Source organism: Thermosynechococcus sp. JY1331, assembly GCF_031583475.1.
Classification (GTDB): Bacteria; Cyanobacteriota; Cyanobacteriia; order Thermosynechococcales; family Thermosynechococcaceae; genus Thermosynechococcus.
This window is the reverse complement of the sequence record NZ_CP134180.1, coordinates 2,390,019-2,413,251: the sequence shown is the minus strand read 5'-3', so window position 1 is coordinate 2,413,251 and position 23,233 is coordinate 2,390,019. Positions and strand designations below refer to the sequence as shown.

At 53.9% G+C, this 23,233-nt stretch carries 26 protein-coding genes; 17 read left to right on the top strand and 9 right to left on the bottom strand.

Annotated features, from left to right (window positions below; all coding sequences use genetic code 11):
• The first annotated feature begins 63 nt into the window (after positions 1-63).
• Positions 64-1,695, top strand: a complete 1,632-nt coding sequence (gene groL, locus RHJ31_RS11855) for a chaperonin GroEL (protein ID WP_206201182.1) — start codon at positions 64-66, stop codon at positions 1,693-1,695.
• A 67-nt stretch (positions 1,696-1,762) separates the two neighbouring features.
• Here groL and bchD read toward each other — a convergent pair whose 3' ends face one another.
• Positions 1,763-3,775, bottom strand: coding sequence for a magnesium chelatase ATPase subunit D (bchD, locus tag RHJ31_RS11850; RefSeq protein ID WP_302676727.1), 2,013 nt, complete (start codon positions 3,773-3,775; stop codon positions 1,763-1,765).
• Between the two features lie 104 nt (positions 3,776-3,879).
• Between bchD and RHJ31_RS11845 the strand changes: the two genes are divergently transcribed.
• Positions 3,880-4,248, top strand: a complete 369-nt coding sequence (locus RHJ31_RS11845) for a hypothetical protein (RefSeq protein ID WP_206201184.1) — start codon at positions 3,880-3,882, stop codon at positions 4,246-4,248.
• 51 nt (positions 4,249-4,299) lie between these two features.
• Positions 4,300-4,401, top strand: a complete 102-nt coding sequence (gene petM / locus RHJ31_RS11840) for a cytochrome b6-f complex subunit PetM (protein ID WP_011057256.1) — start codon at positions 4,300-4,302, stop codon at positions 4,399-4,401.
• 14 nt (positions 4,402-4,415) lie between these two features.
• On the opposite strand, the gene RHJ31_RS11835 is transcribed toward petM, so the two are convergent.
• The 4 genes from RHJ31_RS11835 to RHJ31_RS11820 are packed head-to-tail and all read right to left on the bottom strand — an operon-like array spanning position 4,416 to position 7,237.
• Positions 4,416-5,345, bottom strand: coding sequence for an AEC family transporter (locus RHJ31_RS11835; protein ID WP_302676725.1), 930 nt, complete (start codon positions 5,343-5,345; stop codon positions 4,416-4,418).
• Positions 5,308-6,039, bottom strand: a complete 732-nt coding sequence (gene cbiM / locus RHJ31_RS11830; RefSeq protein WP_302676724.1) for a cobalt transporter CbiM — start codon at positions 6,037-6,039, stop codon at positions 5,308-5,310. The genes RHJ31_RS11835 and cbiM overlap by 38 nt, the downstream gene beginning before the upstream one ends.
• Positions 5,997-6,479: a carboxypeptidase-like regulatory domain-containing protein gene (locus RHJ31_RS11825; RefSeq protein ID WP_286625419.1), complete on the bottom strand. Its 483-nt coding sequence runs from the start codon at positions 6,477-6,479 to the stop codon at positions 5,997-5,999. Before RHJ31_RS11825 ends, cbiM begins: the two co-directional genes overlap by 43 nt.
• Positions 6,476-7,237, bottom strand: a complete 762-nt coding sequence (locus RHJ31_RS11820) for a DUF4382 domain-containing protein (protein ID WP_302676723.1) — start codon at positions 7,235-7,237, stop codon at positions 6,476-6,478. Before RHJ31_RS11820 ends, RHJ31_RS11825 begins: the two co-directional genes overlap by 4 nt.
• A 168-nt stretch (positions 7,238-7,405) precedes the next feature.
• Here RHJ31_RS11820 and RHJ31_RS11815 point away from each other — a divergent pair, with 168 nt between their 5' ends.
• The 7 genes from RHJ31_RS11815 (at position 7,406) to RHJ31_RS11785 (ending at position 11,933) form a co-directional block, all read left to right on the top strand.
• Positions 7,406-7,990 carry a thylakoid membrane photosystem I accumulation factor gene (locus RHJ31_RS11815; RefSeq protein WP_226971934.1) on the top strand — a complete coding sequence of 195 codons (585 nt, stop codon included), beginning with the start codon at positions 7,406-7,408 and terminating at the stop codon, positions 7,988-7,990.
• Between the two features lie 26 nt (positions 7,991-8,016).
• Positions 8,017-8,202, top strand: a complete 186-nt coding sequence (locus RHJ31_RS11810; protein WP_149820101.1) for a hypothetical protein — start codon at positions 8,017-8,019, stop codon at positions 8,200-8,202.
• Positions 8,203-8,212: 10 nt separating this feature from the next.
• Positions 8,213-8,956, top strand: a complete 744-nt coding sequence (locus RHJ31_RS11805; RefSeq protein WP_149820099.1) for a dienelactone hydrolase family protein — start codon at positions 8,213-8,215, stop codon at positions 8,954-8,956.
• 172 nt (positions 8,957-9,128) lie between these two features.
• Complete coding sequence (locus RHJ31_RS11800) at positions 9,129-9,803, top strand: hypothetical protein (RefSeq protein ID WP_149820097.1); 675 nt, start codon at positions 9,129-9,131, stop codon at positions 9,801-9,803.
• An 11-nt stretch (positions 9,804-9,814) separates the two neighbouring features.
• Positions 9,815-10,183 carry an Npun_F0494 family protein gene (locus RHJ31_RS11795; protein WP_149820095.1) on the top strand — a complete coding sequence of 123 codons (369 nt, stop codon included), beginning with the start codon at positions 9,815-9,817 and terminating at the stop codon, positions 10,181-10,183.
• A gap of 86 nt (positions 10,184-10,269) precedes the next feature.
• The gene (gene acsF, locus RHJ31_RS11790; RefSeq protein WP_149820092.1) at positions 10,270-11,412 is read left to right on the top strand and encodes a magnesium-protoporphyrin IX monomethyl ester (oxidative) cyclase; all 1,143 of its coding nucleotides are present in this window, start codon (positions 10,270-10,272) and stop codon (positions 11,410-11,412) included.
• Between the two features lie 272 nt (positions 11,413-11,684).
• Positions 11,685-11,933 (top strand): hypothetical protein, encoded by a 249-nt coding sequence (locus RHJ31_RS11785; protein WP_310445878.1) that lies wholly within the window; start codon positions 11,685-11,687, stop codon positions 11,931-11,933.
• Here RHJ31_RS11785 and RHJ31_RS11780 read toward each other — a convergent pair.
• Positions 11,875-12,864 (bottom strand): carbohydrate kinase, encoded by a 990-nt coding sequence (locus RHJ31_RS11780; RefSeq protein ID WP_302676721.1) that lies wholly within the window; start codon positions 12,862-12,864, stop codon positions 11,875-11,877. The genes RHJ31_RS11785 and RHJ31_RS11780 overlap by 59 nt on opposite strands.
• A gap of 114 nt (positions 12,865-12,978) precedes the next feature.
• On the opposite strand from RHJ31_RS11780, the gene ndhC reads away from it, so the two are divergent.
• Genes ndhC through RHJ31_RS11760 form a run of 4 tightly spaced genes read left to right on the top strand, consistent with a single transcriptional unit; the run spans position 12,979 to position 15,327 of the window.
• Positions 12,979-13,341: a photosynthetic/respiratory NAD(P)H-quinone oxidoreductase subunit C gene (gene ndhC / locus RHJ31_RS11775; RefSeq protein ID WP_149820086.1), complete on the top strand. Its 363-nt coding sequence runs from the start codon at positions 12,979-12,981 to the stop codon at positions 13,339-13,341.
• A gap of 34 nt (positions 13,342-13,375) precedes the next feature.
• On the top strand, positions 13,376-13,882 hold the full coding sequence (locus tag RHJ31_RS11770) for an NAD(P)H-quinone oxidoreductase subunit J (protein WP_149820084.1): 507 nt from the start codon (positions 13,376-13,378) through the stop codon (positions 13,880-13,882).
• A gap of 6 nt (positions 13,883-13,888) precedes the next feature.
• Positions 13,889-15,013, top strand: a complete 1,125-nt coding sequence (dprA, locus tag RHJ31_RS11765; RefSeq protein ID WP_310445812.1) for a DNA-processing protein DprA — start codon at positions 13,889-13,891, stop codon at positions 15,011-15,013.
• A 29-nt stretch (positions 15,014-15,042) separates the two neighbouring features.
• Positions 15,043-15,327, top strand: coding sequence for a DUF3288 family protein (locus tag RHJ31_RS11760; protein ID WP_149820082.1), 285 nt, complete (start codon positions 15,043-15,045; stop codon positions 15,325-15,327).
• Here the strand turns inward: RHJ31_RS11760 and RHJ31_RS11755 are convergent.
• Positions 15,324-15,890 (bottom strand): J domain-containing protein, encoded by a 567-nt coding sequence (locus RHJ31_RS11755; RefSeq protein ID WP_302676719.1) that lies wholly within the window; start codon positions 15,888-15,890, stop codon positions 15,324-15,326. The genes RHJ31_RS11760 and RHJ31_RS11755 overlap by 4 nt on opposite strands.
• Before the next feature lie 108 nt (positions 15,891-15,998).
• Between RHJ31_RS11755 and RHJ31_RS11750 the strand changes: the two genes are divergently transcribed.
• Entirely contained in the window at positions 15,999-16,772 is a 774-nt protein-coding gene (locus tag RHJ31_RS11750; RefSeq protein WP_302676718.1) for a WecB/TagA/CpsF family glycosyltransferase, read from the top strand.
• On the opposite strand, the gene RHJ31_RS11745 is transcribed toward RHJ31_RS11750, so the two are convergent.
• Positions 16,740-17,987: a YcjF family protein gene (locus RHJ31_RS11745; protein WP_149820078.1), complete on the bottom strand. Its 1,248-nt coding sequence runs from the start codon at positions 17,985-17,987 to the stop codon at positions 16,740-16,742. The two genes, RHJ31_RS11750 and RHJ31_RS11745, sit on opposite strands and share 33 nt — an antisense overlap.
• A 358-nt stretch (positions 17,988-18,345) precedes the next feature.
• Here RHJ31_RS11745 and hisA point away from each other — a divergent pair, with 358 nt between their 5' ends.
• Entirely contained in the window at positions 18,346-19,119 is a 774-nt protein-coding gene (gene hisA, locus RHJ31_RS11740; protein ID WP_302676716.1) for a 1-(5-phosphoribosyl)-5-[(5-phosphoribosylamino)methylideneamino]imidazole-4-carboxamide isomerase, read from the top strand.
• A 38-nt stretch (positions 19,120-19,157) separates the two neighbouring features.
• Positions 19,158-20,969 (top strand): ABC transporter ATP-binding protein, encoded by a 1,812-nt coding sequence (locus RHJ31_RS11735; RefSeq protein WP_302676715.1) that lies wholly within the window; start codon positions 19,158-19,160, stop codon positions 20,967-20,969.
• Here the strand turns inward: RHJ31_RS11735 and ppk1 are convergent.
• The gene (ppk1, locus tag RHJ31_RS11730; protein ID WP_302676714.1) at positions 20,966-23,164 is read right to left on the bottom strand and encodes a polyphosphate kinase 1; all 2,199 of its coding nucleotides are present in this window, start codon (positions 23,162-23,164) and stop codon (positions 20,966-20,968) included. The two genes, RHJ31_RS11735 and ppk1, sit on opposite strands and share 4 nt — an antisense overlap.
• Positions 23,165-23,233: the final 69 nt, after the last annotated feature.

Genomic DNA, 23,233 nt, shown 5'->3' with positions numbered 1-23,233 from the left:
TGAAGCCTGCTAAGTTTGCAGTCCCTCAATCATGACCTCCAAGTTACTAAAGGATAGCCACCCATGGCAAAATTAGTCGCATTTCATGAAGAGTCCCGGCGATCGCTCGAACGCGGAATTAATGCCCTTGCCGATGCCGTGAAAATTACCCTTGGCCCCAAAGGGCGCAACGTGGTGCTTGAGAAAAAGTATGGCGCACCGCAAATTGTCAACGATGGTGTGACGATCGCCAAGGAAATCGAACTGGAAGATGCCTACGAAAATACTGGTGCCCAACTGATTCGGGAAGTGGCCGCCAAAACCAATGATGTCGTCGGTGATGGCACAACAACAGCGACCCTCCTTGCCCAAGCCCTGATCCGTGAAGGCCTGAAAAACGTGGCTGCCGGTGCTAATCCCATTGCCCTCAAGCGCGGTATGGAAAAAGCGATCAAAACCATTGTCGAGGGCATTGCCGAAGTGGCCAAACCCGTTGAAGGGGATATGATTGCCCAAGTGGCCACCGTCTCTGCCGGTAATGACCCCGAAGTGGGAGCCATGATTGGTGAAGCCATGGCCAAAGTCGGCAAAGATGGCGTGATCACCATTGAAGAATCGAAATCCCTGAATACAGAAATGGAAATTGTTGAGGGGATGCAGTTTGATCGCGGCTACATTTCCCCCTACTTTGTCACCGATCCAGAGCGGATGATTGTTCAACTCAACAATGCCTATCTGCTGTTGACGGACAAAAAAATTACCAGTATCCAAGACCTGATTCCCACCCTAGAAAGAGTGGCTCGCAGTGGTCGTCCCCTCGTGATCATTGCTGAAGATGTAGAAGGCGAAGCCCTCGCCACATTGGTGGTGAATAAACTGCGGGGTGTCCTCAATGTGGTTGCCGTGAAAGCCCCAGCCTTTGGCGAACGGCGCAAAGCGATGCTTCAAGACATTGCCATTCTCACGGGCGGTCAAGTCATTTCTGAGGAAGTGGGACTGACCCTAGATGATGTGGAAATCACCATGCTGGGAGAAGCCGCCTCCGTCACCGTGACCAAAGACACCACCACCCTTGTGTCCGAGAAAGGCAATAAAGCCGATATTCAAAAGCGGGTCGAACAGCTCAAGAAGCAATTGGCCGAGACCGACTCCGAATACGACAAAGAAAAGCTGCAAGAGCGCATTGCCAAGCTCGTGGGCGGCGTGGCGGTGATCAAAGTGGGGGCTGCCACCGAAACGGAATTGAAGGATCGCAAACTCCGCCTCGAAGATGCCCTCAATGCCACCAAAGCGGCAGTGGCTGAAGGGATTGTGCCCGGCGGTGGTGTGACCTTGCTTCACTTGGCCAGTCGCATTGATGCCCTGCTGCCTAGCCTCAGTCCCGAGGAACAAACGGGGGCACGCATTGTTGCCAGTGCCTTGGCAGCCCCGGTGGCTCAAATTGCTGACAATGCTGGTGTTGAAGGAGCCGTAGTCGTCGAGAATGTCCGTGCCGGTGACTTTAACTATGGCTTTAATGCCGCAACGGGCACCTATGAAGACCTCGTCAGTGCCGGTATTATTGACCCTGCCAAAGTCGTACGCTCTGCCCTGCAAAATGCTGGTTCGATCGCCGGCATGGTACTGACGACAGAAGCCCTTGTGGTCGAAAAACCGGAACCGAAACCGGCAGCTCCTGCGGATGGCGGTATGGGGGGCATGGGCGGCATGATGTAGGCTTACTGCCCCAATAGTTTGCTAGGTTCTCTCCTCTCTAACTGGGGGGAGGGTTTTTTATTGGTGGCTAAAATTGCAGGGCATTCTGTGTCACTTGGGCGATCGCCTGATCGGTGGCCTTGGGCAGATGGTAATACTTACCCCCTGCTTGCTGGGCCAATTCCTTGCCCATCCCCGTGGAAACAAACTTATTCTCGGTATCAATCACCAAGAGCTTCAGACCCAAGGCTTGAATTTTAGCGGCAATTTCCAGTACTTCCGCTTTGACATCGGGCTTGGTCTCCGGCGGAATAGTTTCGCCAAGGGAACGGCTCAGGGGGATATTGCCCCGACCATCGGTAATGGCCACAATCATCACTTGACCAATCTCACCGCTTTGCTTGGCATTCAAACCCACTCGCACCGCTTGGGTCAGGCCGTGGGCAAGGGGAGAGCCACCCCCACAGGGCAGGGTTTCAAGGCGTCGCCGTGCCGCTTCAATGGATCGGGTGGGGGGTAGGAGCACCTCTGCCTGCTCGCCACGAAAGGGAATCAGCGCCACCATATCGCGGTTTTGATAAGCTTGGGTCAATAGGCGTAAAACAGCGCCCTTGGCAGAATTCATGCGGTTCAGTGCCATGGAGCCAGAGGCATCCACGACAAAAATAATCAAGGCACCCGCCTTGCGTACCAAACGTTTAATTCGCAGATCACTGTTTTCAACAATGACGCGGCGTTGGGGTTGGCGTAGGCGACGGGATTTTTGGTAGGGAGCGGCGCTGCGCAGGGTGGCATCCACAGCAATTCGACCCCCTCGGCCACGGGGCAAAATGGGGCGGATATAGCGACCGCGATCTTGGGAGTAAATCAGGCTGCGACTCCCCGATTTCCCTTGGCGTTGGGTCAGTTGGGCAAAGTAGAGCACCGACTCATCCAAGACCGTGCCATCGGCCTCAAAGACAAATTCCTCAGGAATGGGTGGCGTTTCCTGCTGTTCTTTGGGTGGCGTCTCTGGCTCATCGGGTTCTTCTTCGGGGTTAGACTGCTGATTCTCCGGCGGGGGCGGTGGTGGAGGTGGGGGCGGTGGTTGCTCCGGCGGCGGTTCCAGTTGCGTGGCTCGCGGCACAATCACTAGTTCAACAGCGCGGCGTAGATCTTCGGCATTCACTTCACTGCGGCCATTCAGGGCAGCATGGGCTTTGGCCACCCGCACCGCAAAGAGTTCTGCTCGATGGCCTTGAACACCGCCCCGTAGGGCTTCGGTGACCAGATAGGCAATTTGCTGCCGTTGAATTTTTACCTCCTTGAGCCATTCTCGCGCCAGAATAATTTGGGTGCGCAGATCCTCTAGCTCAGCATCGTACTGCTGCAAAAAGGCTTGGGGCGAATCAGCAAATTGGGTGGCATGATCCACCGCTGCAACCCGCTCATCTAAGCCCAGAACCGTATCCGCCGATAGGGCGATCGCAAACCGGTCCAGCAGATGGGGCGGCACTTCTCCCTCATCGGGATTAAAGGTGGCAATCAACAGGGGACGACAGGGGTGATCCAGACTAATCCCCTCCCGTTCAATTGGGTTGCGCCCAGCACTCAGCACGGCCATCAGCACATTGGCCAATTGTTCATCCAAGAGATTGATTTCATCCACATAGAGCACGCCGCGGTGGGCTGCCGCCAAGAGGCCGGGCTGAAAGACCGCTTCACCCCGCTGCACCGATTGACTCACATCCACAGCTCCCAAGAGGCGATCTTCGGTGACCCCTAGGGGAATTTGCACAAAGGGGGCTGGAATCACTTTGGTGGTCAAAGCGACATCGGGATGACTTTGGCGCCAAGCCTGCAAGCGGCTATCCCAGTCTTGGGGACGTTCGGGATCGGGGTTGGCAATGATCGGTACTGGGATCTCCCCTTGATCAATGACTTCAATGGGGGGCAATAGGGCATGAATACCCCGCGCAAGAACAGATTTGGCAGTCCCCCGCCGCCCGGCAATGATCACCCCCCCCAAACCGGGATCAACGGCGGCCAACAGCAGGGCAAGTTTAATGGCTTCTTGACCAACAATGGCGGTAATCGGAAAGGGGGCGATCGCGAGCGTCATTGCATCCCTGTTGAAGGTAAACAGCAGTCGTCATCATCTATCTTACCGAGGGTGAAACCCTTTCCCGCCTCCTTGGCTAGACTGGAGTGAGAAATTGCGGCGAGATGACCATGAGGTTTGTTGGCTCCACCCTAGCGGCTGTTGCCCTATTGACGATGACACCACTGGCGGCACTGGCACGCCCCCTTTCCTGTCGCTCCTATGAAAGTACCTTTGTGGCCACGGAGACTCGTAGCTATTGGGTGAATATCTGTGGGGGCGATCGCCCCGCCTATTATATGGCACGACACAAGCAGGATCCGCGCCTATCAATTCGGCTGCCCCTGCGGGATTGGAGTCCTCAAGGGTACTATTTTGAAGCCGTCAATGGTGAGTACACGTATCTATTGACCAAAACACCCCGCGGGATCTTCTTGACCGTGAATCGTGGTACCCATGAGCTACTGCGGGAACCTGTTTTGGAGCCGTGGTAAGCAAAGGAGCCAAATTGGTTAAAATGAGTTCTTGTTAGCTGAGACCGCCCTATGGCAGAAGAGATTTTCAATACTGCGGTAATTACGTTTACGCTGGTTCTGGTTGGTTTAGGCGCAGGGTACCTGCTGTTGCGTTTGACCCCAGACGATTAAGCAACCCAATGCCCCTAGCCGGCAAAGAGCACCAGCCACAGGGGCAAGAAAAGAATTAAGGCAAAAAGACTAGTCAAAATTAAGCTGGCGGCAAAAGCGCGGTCTAAGTGATAAACATCCGCCAAGATCAGCGTCATAAAAGCGGGGGGCATGCCTGCTTGCAGCACCATTCCGAGGCGCGGCAGCCCGGTGACCCCAATCAGAGTTAACCCTACCCCCAGCAGCAGCGGCACCAGTAGCATCTTAATCGCCAGACAGGGAATGATGCGTTCCCAGCGGAGTTTGAGGGGAGCCTCACCGAGGCAGATGCCCATATAGATCAATCCAACAATCACCATTAACCACCCCAAGGTTAAAAGTCCCTGTTGGGCGATCGCCGGTAGGGGATGTTGTCGTAGCAGCAGTCCGATGCCGACACACCAGAGGGTTGGATTGCGGCCAATGTGCCACAGCAGTTTTGCGATGGAAATGGCGCGATCGCCAAAACTCGCCGCCACACCAATGCCAGCACTATAGGAAATGAGGAGCGTCCCCATCAGATCAAAAAACAACGCCCAACTGAAGTGCTCTTGCCCCAGCAGTCGCCAAGTAATGGGAAAGCCAATAAAACCCGTGTTGCCCACCATGGTTGCCAAGAGAAAACTGCCCTGCTCCTGCCGCGTGTGAGCGGGATATTGCTGCAACCACAGCCACGCCAAGCTGACGCCGATCCCCATTCCTAGCCACGCCAATAGCGGAGCCAACGTACTGTGACCCGTAATCGGGGTGGTGACAATAAAACTAAATGCCGTTAGGGGCGTCCCCACCCAGAACAACCCTTGCGCCAGCCAAGCCCCCGTCGTTGGTGGCAAAAAACGGCTACTGCCATAGCCAATGCCCATGCACAGAAAGATTAATCCGTAGAGTTCAGCGAGGGTCGGCAGTAGGGTAAGGAGAATTTTCACGGGAAAAGCATACGCCTTGGGACAGGAATTCTGGCTTGACTTTGGCCAAAAAGACCAGCAGTGAAGCCGTGACCACTCCCTCCAACATAGCAAGGGGCAAATGGGCAATCCCAATCGCAGCGATCGCTAGCCATTCCCGCTGTTGATCCAAGGGTGCTGGCAGGCTCAGGAGAATCACTGCGCCAAATAAGAGAACAGCCAACAGCACAGCCCCCGCCCCAAGGATAAACCCGAGGAGCGATCGCCCCCTTGGCGGACAGCGATGCCACAGCCCCCGAAAAACAGCAGCGGCAAGGAGCGCTGGAATCCCCATGATCAGCGCATTGAGGCCCAAAGTCGTCAGACCGCCATGACCAAACATCACCGCCTGTAGAAATAATCCCACCACGACGGCTATCATTGCCCCTTCCCCCAAAAGAATCCCCAGACTGCCAAGGAACATGAGATGGACACTGGCGGGAGGCAGCGGGATATAAACCGCAGAGGCGGTAAAAAAGGCAGTGGTTAATAGAGCCAAACGAGGGACGATCGCCAGCGGATCCACCGTTGCCCGCTGCAAACGGCGGCAAGACCACCACAGGAGACCACCGCTACCGGCATAACCCAGTCCACACCACAGGGGCGGCACTAAACCATCGGGGATGTGCATGACTACGACTCCACTGGCAGCCGCCGCCGCGACCAAGCAAAACAAGCCGTGCCAATGGCACCCCAGAGCACTGCCAAGATCATGACCGTGATTTGTGCGGGAGTGTATTGACTCAGGGAAACCGTTCTTGGCGGTTCGGGAACGGCGGTAAGAGCAACTTCAGCCGTTGCTTGGGCATGGGTCGCTACCGGAATCGTGAGTAGGCCGCCATGTCCCCCTTGGCGTACCTGCACCTGCCACTGACCGCGGCGATCGGGGACAAACTGAAATTCCCCTTGGGCATTGGTGGTACCACTGATGACGGCCTGTTGGGGGCGATCGGGGGCAAAGACTTGTACTGTGGCCCCAGCCATTGGTTGACCACTCTCGTATTGCGCCGTAACACGAATGACCTGCTGTGGCTGGTAGCGCAACTCAACCCCATGGGCAAGGGCTTGGGGAACTATCAGTCCTAAGGTAGCCACACTCGCTAAAACAGTTTTCATGAGGAAACCTCCCGACAGTGACCTTCGCCGACATGACCCAAACTCCGCAAAGCTGTCAGCAGTGTTTGAAATTCTTGGGGGCTGAGTTTTTGCTGTAATCCTGTCCAGTCAACCGTGACTCCCTCAGGAGTGCCTAGGGCAGCAAAGGGGTCAAAGCCCAACGCGTCTCGATTGATCTCGGCGGTTGCCGGTTCAGCCCCATCACCGAAAAGATGATCAAAGTGGAGTGTAATCTCTAGCTCAGCGGAACTGTTCGCTGTGACCATTCCCTTGCGTTCATCGCCAATGTAGTCGCCACAAACAAAGGCCAAGGGCTGATCCAACGTAATGTCAAAGGGCACCTTGAGATCGCGCCGCTGCGCCGTGCCCACCAGTTGTAAACTGGGTGCGAGGGTCTGCCACTGCAGGGCATTGAAGTGACCCACCGCCGCCGCAGCACTGCCTACAAGGGGACGCTGATCACTCACCAAATCCACCGTCATAGGATCGCTAAACACAACCGTCACTTCACTTGCGGGGCGATCGCCCGCCTCAGAATCAAAGGGAGGATGGGTTTGGTAGGCAGTCACCGTGCCCAACGTCAAATAGACATGGTCAAACTCGAGCTTCCAGCCATCTTTGCTTGTCCATCCCGTTTGCAAGCGCTCTTCACCATTGGCATAGAGTAGGAGAGTGCCCTTTTGCGAGGCGGGCGCACAACTCGCCAGTAGCGCTGTACTTAAAATCGTGACTATCCCTAAACGTTGGTACAGATTCATTCCTTTGATCACGTCGAAAAAAGCCCCAGAAAGAGCACCCCTGTAGCCAGTGGCAAAAGCAACAAAGAGACTTTTCCTACCTTAGAAGGTGTAGCATCGGTTCTACAATCCACAGGAGGGGGATGGCCTAGCGGTATAGTGTCTTTACAGAGCGTGATGGAGCGAAAAATGAAACGGGTTTGGGGCTGGTTAGGACTTGTCCTCCTGCTGTGGGGACTGTGGACAGTGCCGAGTTGGGCGGGGTTACAAGACGATCGCTACGATGGGAATATCTTTGCCCTCTACGCCGGCAATGGCTCTTTGGTACCGCCGAAAGTCACCCTAGAGAAATCGCGTCAGAGCGATCGCGCCACATTGCTGCTGTTTTATGTGAACGATAGCCGCGACTGCAAGCAGTTTGCCTCAACCATCTCCCAATTGCAGGGGTACTATGGTCGCGTCACCGATTTCATCGCCATTGATGTCGATGCCCTACCCTTTGGGGCGCAGTTCTCCGCCAATGAAGCGGGCTACTACTACAAAGGCCGGGTGCCGCAAACCCTGATTTTCGATCGCCAAGGCCAATTGCGGCAGGAATTTATCGGTGTGGTGCCCTTTGAAATCCTCGATGACACGTTTCGGGAAGTGTTTGATTTGCTGCCGCGATCGCAATCTCTGGAACTGCGGCCGCGCCCTGTGAATGAAATCAATGTGGAACTGGTGCCCCCGACACCTGTCAAAGGGAAGAAGCTGGCCAACGAAACGGTAGAGTAATAGTGAGCTTTGCAACGAGGTACAAGATGGAGTTACCCACCCTACAGGAACGTCTAGCAGTTGTTTTGGCGAAACGGGAGAGCCTTAAAAAGCTCTTGGAACTCCCCGGTCATGGCACCCTTACCATTGACATTGAATCCGCCCTCGCCGAACTCGATGAATTGATTAGCGACTTCAAGCGCACGTTTCCAGACCTCGACATTCCTGCCTAGGAGGTTCACGATGGTGGAGATTACCAGTCGTTGGGTCAAGGTGGTCAATGGCGATCTGCTGATTGATGCCTACTTAGCCGAGCCTGTTGCCCCCGGCCGCTATCCGGCAGTGATTGTCTTTCAGGAAATTTTTGGCGTCAATGCCCATATCCGCGATGTGACCGAACGTATTGCCCGCGAAGGCTATGTGGCGATCGCCCCCGCCATTTACCAACGCTTTGCCCCCGGCTTTGAAACGGGCTACACCGCCGCTGATATTGATTTGGGGCGGCAGTACAAAAACCAAACCAAAGCCGCGGAACTCCTTAGTGACACCCAAGCCACCATTGCCTATCTGCGCGGCCTTGAAAATGTGGATGGGGATGCCATTGGTACGATTGGCTTTTGCTTTGGCGGTCATGTGGCCTATCTGGTGGCTCAGTTACCGGACATTAAAGCCACGGCCTCATTCTATGGCGCCGGGATGACAACCATGACCCCCGGCGGTGGCCTACCCACCATTGAAATCACACCGAAAATTCGCGGCACGCTCTATGCCTTCTTTGGCGATCGCGACCAAAGTATTCCCATGGAACAGGTGAAGCAAATTGAAACGGCGCTGCGCCACCACGGCATTCGCCACCACATCTTCATCTATCCAGCGGATCATGGCTTCTTCTGCGATCAACGGGATAGCTACGATGCAGCAGCAGCACGGGATGCGTGGGAACAAGTCAAAGAACTCTTCAACACCGTCCTACGGCAGCAACAGTAATCCTATCTTTACAGAACCTTTACTTTGACGCAGCTGCAGCGGAATGGGTTCAATACAAAGGGCTATAGTAAAAGTAGATTGCGTGTTCCCCATCGCCTAAACAATGCCAAAGGCAGTTGCCAAGCTTTAATATTCTTTTAAGTCATCTTCTTTATCCCCGCTGTTGCTGTCTATGACTACTCCTACCCACAAAGTCCTGCTGAAGCAGGGATCCCTTGTTCTCAAGCAGTGCAAAAAAGCCCTTCTTGAACGAGATATGGCTGTCCTTCAGCAGCAGGCACGCATTTTACAAGTTGCAGCAGTGGCATCCCGGCAAACGCTGATTGAGGCAGAAGCGCGGCTCTTGGAGCAGGCAGCCCAGCAAAATCAACCCCGGCGAGCAGCGGAAATTCTGATGAAAATCAAAGAATGCTTGGTTGCCCTAGCGGGGGATCAGCGTGACTTTGACAGCCTGCCAGGCGTGGCAGCAGAGACTGAGGCACCCGCGAAAAAGCCCCCCTTTATCCAGCGTCCCCATGATGACAGCTACACGAAACGCTTGGGGAACTATCTGGTTGAAGCAGAATTGGTGACACCCGCACAAATTGAGGTTGCCTTAGCCGATCAGCGAGCCACAGGGGCAAGACTCGGCGATATTTTGGTAGCACGGGGATGGCTGCGCAAGGGCACCATTGAGTTCATTATGGAGCGCGTGGTCTTACCCGATCGCCGTCGTCAGGAGGCAGAAACTCCCTCTTCGCCATCAACCTCTGCCGCAGCTCAATCGCCCCGCACACCCCCCGCCCCTGGTACGTCAGTGAATGACCGGGCAACCTTCATTGATACCAGCCACTTAAATTCTCTGTAGGTTTGGTGGCAGTGGCGATCGCGTATTCTCCGAAGGTTTTGGAACGGGGCGATCGCGCCCTGCGCTGTAGTCCCTTTTTGCCCCTCTTGTTTCAGACAATGCAGCAGCGGAGTGTGGCACTCCTAGAAATTGCGGGCGAAGCGGGTCTTCAATCGGGATTCACGCGATCGCCCTTGCCTGTGCTCCTAGCAGAAGCAGAGTTGGACTGGTTGATCCGCGTCGGTTTACTGCGCCGCGAAGTGGATGGCCAAGGCCTCACCGATCGCTATCGCCTCACTCCCTTGGGGCAACAGTTGATTCAACGTTATAGCCAACCCACATGGGGGGCCTCGTGGGGCGATCGCTGGCGCAATCAACTCAGCCGCTGGTGGGGAATGTAACGGTTCTGTAACGACCTGTAACGCATCGGTGATTTTCGCTACCATGCTTTATGAGTGCCGTTAGCAAGAGCGAGACGCAGCTTTTTATGGTTAATACCGTCGCCAAACCAGAGTTTGAAGAACTGCGGCCGGGCATTAAAGCCCCCGCCAAGGAAACCATCCTCACGCCCCGCTTCTATACCACTGACTTTGAAGCGATGGCCAATATGGACATTACTGAAAACAAAGCAGAACTTCAGGCCATCCTTGAGGAATTCCGCTGCGACTACAACCGCCACCACTTTGTGCGGGATGCAGAATTTGAACAGTCTTGGGATCACATTGATGGCGAAACCCGCCAGTTATTTATTGAATTTTTGGAGCGCTCCTGCACAGCGGAATTTTCTGGCTTTCTCCTCTACAAAGAACTCAGCCGCAAGCTCAAGGATCGCAACCCTCTATTGGCGGAATGCTTTGCCCTCATGTCTCGCGATGAAGCCCGCCACGCTGGCTTCTTGAATAAAGCGATGGCCGACTTTAACCTATCGTTGGATCTCGGCTTTTTGACGCAGCACCGCAGCTACACCTACTTTGAACCAGAGTTCATCTTCTACGCCACCTACCTCTCCGAGAAAATTGGTTACTGGCGCTACATTACGATCTATCGCCATCTGGAGAAGCACCCCGAACATCGCATCTACCCCATCTTCCGCTTCTTTGAGAACTGGTGCCAAGATGAAAACCGCCACGGTGACTTCTTTGACGCCGTGATGCGGGCTCAACCGCAAATGCTGGATCGGCCGCGCACCTTCTGGCAAAAGATTAAGGAAATTCCCCTGTCCCTCTCTGGTAAGAAATGGGCACGCTACTTCATGGTCTGCTGGCTGCCACCAAAACTGTGGTGCCGCTTCTTCCTGCTCTCGGTCTTTGCCACAATGTACCTCAACGATTTGCAACGGGCGAAGTTCTATGCTGCGATTGGCCTAGATGCCCGCGAGTATGATCGTGAGGTGATTGCCAAAACCAATGAAACCGCAGGCCGTGTTTTTCCGGTGATTCTCGATGTCGATCATCCAGAATTTTATCAGCGGTTAGAGCGGTGTGTCGAAAACAATGCCAAGCTGACAGAAATTAGCAAGCAAAATGGCGGTTTTCTGAAGAAACTTCCCCTCTATCTCTCGAATGTGTGGCAAATGATCAAGTTGTTCTTGATCCCGGCCAAGGCACCCACGACGGCGGCGGTGCGTTAATTTCCTCTGTGGCTTAAAAATATACTGATCTCCATGGGTTGCGTCTGCGGACGTAACCTTTTTTTCACTTTTCCTACAATTGATGTCCGTATTATTACGGAGTGTTGCGGGAGTATGAAAAGAATCTAAAAGCACTTTTGACCACTGGGGATCGCTAAAACCTGCTTCCTAAGCCTCTTTGACCCTGTGATCGCTGCAAAAGTCGCTGAGGGCAATTTCATAGGATGGAAGGTAGAGAGCCTAAAGATTTTACTTCGGAGTTGATCCCCGTGATGGACAGCCCAATTCTCACTCCCACAACTTGCCGCTTTTGCCACTTCTATTATTCCGAAGGGCGGCGTGGTGGTACCTGTGAAAAACTGAATGTGCCGGTGCGGGGGTTTTGGCGGGCCTGTCCCTTGGCGGCAGCCATCCCTAGCCGTGAACATCAGCCAGCGATCGCGACAAGCCCATCAACCACTGCTAGGGCGGTGAGTGCGTCCGTATTTTTCTTTGAGGATGATCCCGAAGCCATTGAGTGACCTCAGCAAGGGTGGGTTGACCAGCGATCGCCCCCCGTTTTGTCGTCACGAGCGCCCCCACCACCGTGGCAAATTCTAAACAAGCAGCCTGCCATTGGGGGTCACGGTAGGTTTCCGGGCTGCCCTGTAATAATTGGGCAATCCAACCCGCAACAAAGCCATCGCCGGCACCAGTGGTATCCACAACGGGCATGGTAGGGGGGTGTAATTCCCCTTGATTTCCGTGCCACCAGTAGTGAATAGTTTGATCCCCGTCAGTAATGACCACAGCATGGTCAGGTGCCGTCCCCCAAAGGGCACGATAGACAATTTGGGGATCACTGTCAGAGAAAAATAATTCCGCCTCTTCCTTGGCCAGTTTTAGGAAATGCGCCTGTGCTAAAAAAGGACGAAGGCGTTCAGGAGCAGCACTCGCATCCCGCCAGAAGATTGGTCGCCAGTTGGCATCAATGAGAATAAAGGCACCGTTGTACCGCAGTTGCTGGACTAGATGTTCAAGGGTGGTGGCGGTGGGTTCACTGGCGAGTCCGAGGGTGCCGGTGACGAAAAATCGTGCCCCAGCTAGGAACGATGGCGAGACTTGCTGGCCATAGAACTGCATATCGGCAAAGACAGAAGTTCCCGCTGGCGCAAATCCCACAAACTGGCGATCGCCCCCCACCAATTGAACGCGCACTTGCCGCGTCGGCACCCCAGCGACCCGCTCGACCGCTTCGATATTGACGCCCAAAGCGGCTAATTCGGCACAGGCTTGCTCCCCTAAGGCATCGTCGCCCACAGCCCCCAAAAAGGCCGCACTCACCCCCAACTTCACCAAACCACAGGCCACATTGGCCGGGGCACCCCCCAGAAAACACTGCGGGGGATCAGGGGGCACTTCTAAACAGTCAAAGAGGACTTCGCCAGCACAGAGGACAGTGGGTTGGGACATCGCTAATGATTCGCTATAGGGCAATTTAGTTTTTTCTATTGATCCCTAGCCTAGCGATCGCTAGGGGAGTGTGTCAAAATGGTAGCAATTCCAAGATCGAGGGACACTGCAACCGTGTTTGTTCTCAGTGGTTACGAGTATTTTCTTGGCTTTTTGATTATCTGTGGTCTGGTACCCGTACTGGCTTTAGCTGCCTCTGCGCTATTGCGTCCCAAATCCGGGCGGATGATCCGCTTGACGACCTACGAATCGGGGATGGAACCCATTGGTGGCGCGTGGATTCAGTTCAATGTGCGCTACTACATGTTTGCCCTCGTCTTTGTCATTTTTGATGTGGAGACGGTCTTTTTATATCCTTGGGCGGTGGCTTTCCATCAGTTGGGCTTACTGGCCTTTATTGAAGCCTTGATTTTCATTGCCATTCTGGTCGTGGCTCTAGTTTATGCGTGGCGCAAACGTGCCCTCGAATGGTCTTGAGTGAGTTGATTGCCTTTAGGTTGGAGTAGCGAACATGAGTGACACCCCCGAAGCCCCCATTGTTGAAGCTGGCCCTGTATGCCGCCTTCTCCAGTCTAAAAGCCTGAGTGTGGAATCCCTCGGTACCGATGCCTCTGGTGTAGAAATCATCAAAGTGGATCGCGATCGCCTGCTGGCGGTGTGCCAAGCCCTCTATGCCGATGGCTTTAACTATTTGCAGTGCCAAGCCGCCTATGATTCGGGTCCCGGCCAAGACTTGGTGAGCACGTACCACCTGATCAAGCTCAGTGATAATGCCGATCGCCCCCCAGAGGTGCGGATTAAAGTGTTTGTCCCCCGTGAGGATCCCCGTGTCCCCTCGGTGTATTGGATTTGGAAAACCGCCGACTGGCAAGAGCGGGAATCCTACGATATGTTTGGCATTGTCTATGAGGGGCACCCAAATTTGAAGCGCATCCTTATGCCCGAGGATTGGCTGGGCTGGCCGCTGCGCAAAGACTACATCACCCCTGACTTCTACGAGTTGCAGGAAGCCTACTAAGCTCCCTTGATTCCCGCTGATGCTGCCTATTGGTACAGTTGGTCACAGGTACCCGGCCTTGGCCCGGTGTTACTCAAACGCCTCTGGCAGCACTTTGGGGATTTGAAAACTGCTTGGGAAGCGTCCGTAGAAACCTTAGGAAAAGTAGAGGGGATTGGTGCCAAACTCCAAGGGGCGATCGCCCACTATCGTCAGCAGTGCCAACCCCTAGCTCTCTACGAGCACCACTGCCAGCAAAATCCCCACCATTGGGTGCTGAGTGACCCTCGCTATCCACCACTGCTGCGGGAAATTCCCGATCCGCCGCCCTTGCTCTACTATGGCGGGACTCGCATTTTAGAAATTCTCAGTCAACCCACACCAACTGTTGCCATTGTCGGCACCCGTGATCCTTCAGAATATGCCCAGCGTTGGGCGCACAAGCTGGGGTATGCCCTTGCCCAAGCTGGGTTTATTGTTGTTTCCGGCATGGCCGCAGGCATTGATGGCGCGGCGCATCGCGGCTCTTTAGAAGCTGGAGGTGCCACACTGGCCGTTTTAGCTACGGGTGTGGATATGATCTACCCACCGGAAAATCGTTCGCTTTATTACCAGATTCGTGAACGGGGGGGATTCTTGAGCGAGTATCCTAGGGGTGTGGGTGCCGATCGCCCCCAATTTCCGCGTCGCAACCGCATCATTGCTGGTCTGTGCCGTGCGGTGATTATTGCAGAGGCTCCCTACAAATCCGGTGCCCTGATCACTGCTCGCTATGCTGCCGAGTATGGTCGTGATGTCTATGTGCTGCCGGGGCATCTCGATAACCACCGTGCCAAGGGTGCCCTGAGTCTGGTGAATCAAGGGGCACAGATTATCTTGGGAGAAGAAGCTCTCCTCGAACAATTGGGGCATACACCCCCCCTCGCTCCAACTCCCTTCTCAGCCCCACCCCCAACGCTATCGCCCCCCCAGCAACAAATTCTCGAGGCGATTCAACAACTGAGCCAAGGCAGCAATAGTGTTGCCTTTGATGACATTGTGCAGCGCGTACCCTTGGAAACAGGGGTGGTGATGGCAGAACTGATGCACTTGGAGCTAACGGGTTGGGTCGAGCAGCAGCCGGGGAATCGCTATCGCAAAACTAGCCGTTAAAGTTTCATCAATAAATCTTGGAGGGTAAAATGCCAAACTCCCAGAACCTACAACATCCCCGCGAAGCCCAAGATCGGTTAGTCCTCGAGCGCCTGCGACAAGAGGGCATCAGTGATTACAACTTGGCGGAATTGGGGCGATTGCTGATTCGCTATGATGGCTTCCCCGGTGCCGAAACCAATAAGAAGTTAATGGCAGAGCTGCTAGAAAAATGGCAACTCACGGAGGAAGAACTGTTTGAGCGTACCCGTGCCATTCACGCCCGCGGCGGTGTTTACAAGCTGGGCAGCAATAAACGGGAGGATTGGACTTAGATGTCTTTGCCGTAGAGGCGATCAAGGGTACGAAAGTCTTTTTCTGCTTCTTGCCAAAGGAGTCGGTTATCCGGATCGGCTTTCAGCGCGCGATGCAGGTATTCCCGTGCCGCTTGGGGCTGGCGATCGCGAATGAGTTGCCTCGCCCAGCACTGATAGGTGACGGCTTGCCACTGGCGTACTTCGGCATCTTGAGGCAGCCGACTGGCCAACCCTTCCACAAGGGATATGGCACGTTGATAGCAGTGATATTTGAGAAACTCTTGCAGTTGGCGATAGCTAGTATCTTTGAGTTGAATTTCAAAGGCGGAAAGAGGCGGCGGTGGCTGCGGTGGGCGAGATTGGGGTTCTGATTTAACAGGGGTAGGCCGAAAGGTGGGCAGTCCTCGTACTAATTTTTCATAGGCCTGTTGGAGGAGAATAAACTTCTCATGGGCAGTGCGATCGCCAGGGTTGACATCGGGATGATAGCGTCGTGCTAGCCGTCGGTAGGCGGATTTCACTTGAGCTAAGGACGCCCCTTGTGGCAACTCCAGAAGGCGATAGCACTCTTCTAAATTCATTCTGCAGGGCACAACATGACATCTGCTTTGCATTGTCGGATGTTCACTTCGGTTCTGCAACCAATGTCCTACGCTGGAATCAAGTGAAACATGCGGAGTAGCCCCAGCGTGGAGTCGGCGCACATTTTAGGGACACGGATTGATGTCACCACCTACAGCCAAGCCTGTGATCTTATAGCTGAATGGATTAATCAAGGTAAGGGGGGCTATGTGGTGGCGGCCAATGTCCATGTGGTCATGACAGGGGTGTGGCGATCGCCCTTTCAACGGGTGGTGAATGGTGCCCAACTGGTGACCTCTGACGGCATGCCCTTGGTGTGGGGCTTACAGCTGTTGGGCTTTCCGCAAGCAGAGCGGGTCTATGGTCCTGATTTGATGCTGGCGTTGTGCGATCGCGCCCAAGAGGAAGGCTGGCGTATTTTCCTCTATGGCAGTGAACCCCTCGTGTTAGAGCGGCTGCAACGAAATCTGCGAGAGCGCTTTCCCAAGATGCAGTTAGTGGGTGCCTACGCGCCTCCCTTTCGTCCCTTGACCCCTGAGGAGGAGGCCAGCGATCGCCAGCGCATTCTTGATAGCGGTGCTGATCTGGTTTTTGTCAGCCTTGGCTGTCCCAAGCAGGAGGAGTGGATGGCTCGCCAAAGCCCTTTTCTGCCCATTGTCTTGGTGGGTGTGGGAGCAGCCTTTAATTTTCACAGTGGCGTTGTAGCGCAAGCGCCTCGCTGGATGATGGCGATCGGTCTGGAGTGGCTCTTTCGACTCCTGCAAGAACCCCGCCGCCTCTGGCAACGCTATCTGATAAACAACCCCGCATTTGTTGTGCTTTTTGCCGCTCAACTCCTGCGTCACTGGCTAGGCCGACGGCAAGCCAAGAGACTGTCCTAGGGTTTGCAGGGGAGAGCGTCCCACCTGTTGCTGTGCCCACTGAAGGCTTTGCTGCAATCGAGTCACCAAGGGCAGAGATTTTACTTGGGGAGCGGTCTCAAAGTAATGGATCAAACTCAAGCCACTCAAGCGCAACACATAGGCTGCCGTTGCCCCCTGTAAACAGCTCCCTGCCAAATAGGTGAGGGAATTGCCCTTGAGCCACTGTCCTAGGGATTGGGTGCCCAGTTCCACAGCCCCCAACTGCACCATTAGCCGCAATAGCTCCTTGGCAAGGGGTTCAGCATCCGCCAAGCGAAAGGAGCGTTGGTAGATTTGACCGAGATCCCACGTGAGGCGCACCAATAGCCCCCCGGCCATGACGAGATCCAGAAGCGGAAGAGGATTCACTGCCGTTGCCGCTGCTGCCAGCCATTGGTAGCGCTCAATGATCGGGGTGGCTCGTTCTTGGCGATACTGGTTGAGGGCGGATTGCGCCTGTTGATGGAGTTGTTGGGCACGGCGATAGGTGCCGGCTAAGACCAGATTCGCTCGCTCTTGGGTGAGACAGTGCAGCACTGCGGAGGTGAGTTCTTGGGGATTGTGGGGTGTAAAGGGAATGAGTTGATCTTGTCCAATCTGGAGTTGTTGCAGTTGCTGCTGTAAATGCACTGCCACGCGATTGCAAAGCGCGCCCTTCGGGCGATCGCGCTCCTGCACCATTTCTGGATACCACACCACAAGAACGTGATAATGGCTTGCTTGCAATACCCGCAGCATCTCAAACTCACTGGCGGTAAGGGCACCCGTTACGGTCAAAAGCACTAAGTCTGCTTGGGGCACCGTTGCCAATGTTTGCTGCTGAAACGTACAGCTATCGAGGGGTAGGGTAGCGACGGCATCGTACACCCGATTGAGAGCATAGGCCGATTGCCCGAGAACACAGACCTCAACCGTTGGGCTATCTAACCGCTGTTGGAGTTGGCTGTGGGCTGATTGTAGGGAGGCTTGGCGCTCTATCGGAAGTTCCTGCAAAAGGCTCCGCGTGTCTGCCAGTTGCTTTTCCAGTAATTGAGGATGCAGAGAAGGTTGAGGGGGAGCTGGGTTTGGCGCAGCGGGCGATCGCCGCCAGTACCAATAGCCCAACCCTAGACCAAGAATCAGCAGCCATCCCCACGGATGGTCATTCACCCAGCCACTCAACAACAAGAGAATAATGGCGGCAGCAACAGCCATGTCCTTGTACCCCAAGCAAATCCTTTGTTTGTTAGCTTACCTTGACTGGTGAGCAGCACTCAAATTCCCAAGGCTCGAGGAAATGAGCCTGAATTTTCTGTCCGCCTATGAAGGTTTCCCCACCTGCTGCGCGAGGATATGGGGGACATGTTCAAACGGAATCCTATTAAATCTGTTGCATAATCACGCGATCGCCACAGGAATTTAGACAGGGCGCGGCCTTCGATGGGTGGCTCTTGTCAATTCAGGAACGGAGGGGACTATGTTAGCAATCCTCCGATGCGCTTCACCCCTTGTGACTGCTAGGATGGGAGTTACGCTCAAATTTTCAATTTTTCAATAAGGATTTCTGACGCCAATGGATGTTATCCCCGCCATTGATTTACTTGACGGCAAATGTGTGCGCCTAGTGCAAGGGGACTATGGTAAGGTCAAGATTTTTCATGATGATCCTCTAAAAGTTGCCCTCTACTGGCAGCGGTTGGGTGCTCCCCGCTTGCATGTCGTTGACCTAGATGCAGCCAAAACGGGCGAACCGCGAAATTATGATCTGATTGCCAAGATCGTCGCCTCCCTTGAAATTCCTGTCCAAGTGGGGGGTGGCTTGCGATCGCGCCAAGCAGTGGCTGATCTCTTTCTCCAAGGCGTCAACCGCGCCATTTTGGGTACCGTGGCTCTTGAGGATCCAGAGCTAGTGGCCAGTTTGGCTGCAGAATACTCCGGACGCATTTGGGTAGGGCTGGATGCTCGCGATGGCTATGTGGCAACGCGGGGTTGGCTAGAAACCTCAACAATTTTGGCAACAGATCTCGCCCAAAAAATGGCAGCAATGGGGGTAGCGGGGTTTGTTTACACCGATATTCAGCGGGATGGTACCCTCCAAGGGCCGAATATTCCAGCCCTGCGGCAGTTATTGGCGGCAACTGATCGGCCGGTCATTGCATCGGGTGGCGTGAGTTCCCTCACGGATATTCTCAGTCTCTTTGCCCTCAGTCCCCAAGGGTTATCGGGGGCGATCGTCGGTAAGGCACTCTATACCAAAGCAGTGGATTTGCGGGAAGCGGTTCGGGCGGTCGGTCAAGGTCGCTGGCAAGATATTCCGCCAGATTTGGGAAGCACGACTTGGGCATAAGTAGCCTAAGATCAAGGCGTTGTTACCCCTAAAACGGAATGTTAAAGCACCCTGCACTGCGCTCCCTTGGCAAAATTTGGCGACTACTGGATCGGGGCGATCGCTGGCAACTGGCAGGCATTGGTGTCTTGATGCTCACTGGCAGCCTTTGGGAAGCCTTGGGGGTGGGTTTGGTGCTGCCCTTTATTGCTGTCGTCGAAAAACCGGAACGCTTAAACGCCCTCCTCTTTTGGCGAGAGGTTCCTCTAACCCCTGCAGAGCAATCCCAGTGGCTATTGATCCTCAGTGCTGCCCTAGGGCTTTTATATGTGGGCAAGAACCTGTTTATTGCCTTGAGCACCTATCTTCAGTTGCGGTTTCTGAACAGTAAGTACCGCAAATTCTCAAGTTTATTGTTGCAATCCTATCTCTACAAACCCTACACATTTCACCTGCAACACAATACTGCTAAACTAATCCAGAATGTAAATACTGAAATAAATAATGTTTTTAATTTGTATCTCCTGCCTTTATTAGTTATTTTTTCTGAATCTTTAATTGTTTTTGCCATATTTTCAGTCATTATTTGGAGTAACCCCCTCATCTCAATCTTGGTTATTATCCTAATCTCAACTCTATCTTTGCTTTTCTTTCAAGCCTTTCGCCATAAGCTCAAGGAAGTGGGTCAACGTCGCATTGATTATGCTCAAAAGTCGATCCAAAGTATTAGTGAGAGTTTGGGCGGCATCAAAGAAGCGAAAGTCCTAGGTCGCGAGCAGCAATTCCTGAAGACCTATACTGAAAACATGACTGAAGACCGCAAAGCAAACTTAGTTTTGCAGTTTATTCAGCAGTTACCCCGTGCTTATTTTGAAACGTTAGCTGTTCTCACAATTATTCTTATTGTTATCGTCAACTTGCTTCAGCGAGGCAACGTGGCACAAGTTCTGCCGCTAATTTCTCTATTTGCAGCTGCAGCGTTTCGTCTGTTGCCATCGGCAACTCGCTTAACCAACAGTCTTAACTCCGTTATTTACTATTCTGCTTCTGTTGATTTGTTGTATGACGATCTTTTAGAAGCCAGAATGTTGCAGGCTCCCTCTACCGCTGCTGCAGCAGCAGAACCAATTTTTCAGGATCGCTTAGAACTGATTGATCTGCACTACACCTATCCCAATTCCCCTCGGCCAGCCCTCTGTGGGGTTTCTCTGACTATCAAACAGGGGGAAATGATTGGCTTTGTTGGAGCCTCAGGGGCAGGGAAAACCACAATTGTCGATCTAATTTTGGGACTCCTAGAACCTTCTCAAGGGGATATTCGTGTGGATGGTGAGAGTATTTACCACAACCTTGCCCAATGGCAACGGCAGATTGGCTATATTCCCCAAACCATTTATCTTTCCGATGACACGCTGCGCCACAATATTGCCTTTGGCTTACCGGAGGAGGCCATTGATGAAACGGCTTTGTGGGCGGCGGTAGAAGCGGCTCAGTTATCCACGTTTGTCCGTACTCTGCCTGAGGGACTAGATACCGTTGTGGGTGAACGGGGGGTGCGCCTTTCGGGAGGACAGCGCCAGCGAATTGGCATTGCCCGCGCCCTTTACCACAACCCCTCAGTGCTCATTATGGATGAAGCAACAGCGGCTCTTGACAATCAAACGGAAGCGGGAGTGATGGATGCCATTCAAGCCCTCAGTGGAGCAAAAACCATTATTATGATTGCCCATCGCCTCAGCACCGTCATGGTGTGCGATCGCCTGTACCTAATGGCCAATGGCCAAGTGGCGGCTGTCGGGAGCTACCAAGAACTCCTGCAAAACAGTCCAGACTTTCGAGCCATGGCGCAAGGGTATGCAGGCGCTAGCTAGCGGCTCGCTTCTACTTCCTTGAGGGTACGTGCCATTAAAACACTGTGGGTACCGCGTTCGGGTTCGCCGGAGGCTGGCTGTCGTTGCTGGTAGGTGCCATCGGGTTGCAGCTCCCATGCTTGGCGATTGTCTGCCAACATAATTTCCAGCAGCTCTTTGAGTTCCAGTTGAATCGTTGGATCTTGAATGGGGGTAATGGCTTCAACGCGGCGGTCTAAGTTGCGCGATCGCCAGTCGGCACTGCCAATGTAGTACTCTGGCTCGCCATTGTTGCCAAAGTAGAAAATCCGTGAGTGCTCCAAAAAGCGGCCAATGATACTAATCACCCGAATGCGATCGCTCACCCCCGGTACCCCCGGCCGCAGACAGCACATGCCACGAATAATTAGATCAATTTCTACCCCTGCTTGGGACGCCTCATAGAGGGCACGAATCACCTGCGTATCTGTGATCGCATTCATCTTGGCAATAATTCGGCCGGGGTGACCATTGCGGGCGTGTTCAATCTCACGGTAAATCAATTGCAGCGTGCGATCGCGCATTGTGACCGGGGCAACGAGAAGCTGGCGATAATCCCGTTGGCGGGAATAGCCCGTGAGCACATTAAAGAGTTCCGAGAGATCCGCTCCTAACTCGTCACGGCAGGAAAACAGCCCTAGGTCCTCATAGAGGCCAGCAGTTTTGGGATTGTAATTGCCCGTGCCAATGTGGACATAGCGACGAATTTGCCCCGCCTCTTGGCGCACAACCAAAACCGTTTTTGTGTGGGTCTTGAGACCCGGTACGCCATAGACCACGTGGACACCCACTTTTTCCAGCTTCCGTGCCCAGAGGATATTGTTCTCCTCGTCAAAGCGCGCCTTCAGTTCCACCAAGACCGCCACCTGTTTGCCATTCTCTGCGGCTTTAATCAGGGCACTGACAATCGGCGAGTCCCCTGAGGTGCGATAGAGGGTCATTTTAATCGCCAGCACCTGGGGATCGTGGGCCGCCAAGGTAATAAAGCGCTGCACCGTTGCCGCAAAGGAATGGTAGGGGTGGTGCACCAGAATATCTCCCTCCCGAATCAGGCTAAATAGTTCATTGGCCACGGCTTCCCAGTAGTCGGTGCCCAAAGTTGTAATCTCACTGGTGGTGTCAAACATTGACTCCCGCTCTTCCACCCGCTGAAAACGGGGAGGCACTTGGGGGTGCCATTCCGAATCCTTCAAGTGGGGCAGGGGCAAGCTCATAAAGGCAAACAAATCATTGAGGCACAACAGACCATCCAGTTCATAGACATCAATCTCCTCAAGATCCATCTCTTCCATCAGGGTTTGCCTCAGAAGCGGTGGAATGCCCCGCTGCACCTCTAGACGCACCACAGAGCCGAAGCGCCGTTTACGAATTTCCTGCTCAATGGCAATCAGTAAATCATCCGCCTTGTCCGTTTCTAGTTCGAGGTCAGCACTACGGGTAATGCGAAAGGCAAAGTAGGCCTGAATCTCCATCCCCGGAAAGAGAGCCCCAAGGTTGTGGGCAATCATTTCTTCGAGGGGAACGCCTAGCCAATGGGCACCTTGAGGCGAGTGCAAATGTTGGGGCAGGGCAACAAAGCGCGGAAACCGATTCGGTACCTTCACCCGTGCCAGTCGCTCTTGGCCAGATTCGGGATCACGGATCAGAACCGCAAGGTTGAGGCTGAGGCTAGAGATATAGGGAAAGGGGTGCGCCGGATCGACTGCTAAGGGGGTGAGCACCGGAAAAACTTGCGCTTGGAAGTAGTCGTTGAGGTAGGCCTGCTGCTCAGGGGTCAACTCATTAAAGCGGGTGAGAAAAATGGCTTCCTTGGCCAAGAGAGCACGCAATTCTTGGTCGAAATAGCGGTGTTGCTCAGTAACGATTGGTAGCAGATATTGCCGCACTGCTTGTAATTGCTCCGCTGGGGGCATGCCATCGGCTCCCCCTTGAACAATGCCACTTTCCACTTGCTGCTTCAAACCCGCCACCCGCACCATGAAAAATTCATCTAAGTTGGAACTGAAAATGGCCATAAATTTCAGCCGCTCTAGGAGCGGTGTGCGGGGGTCATAGGCCTCGTGGAGTACCCGCTTATTAAATTCCAGCCAACTCAGGGAGCGGTTGAAGTAGTACTGCGGATTCTGGAGGTCAATGGGGTTAGACACTTTACGGCGAGGGGACTTCGCAGGGGTCATAGCCGTTTGTTCTACGTTGTCGGTTGCACTAGCATCCACTGTACTCGATTCCCCTTTAGCAGCGTTGGT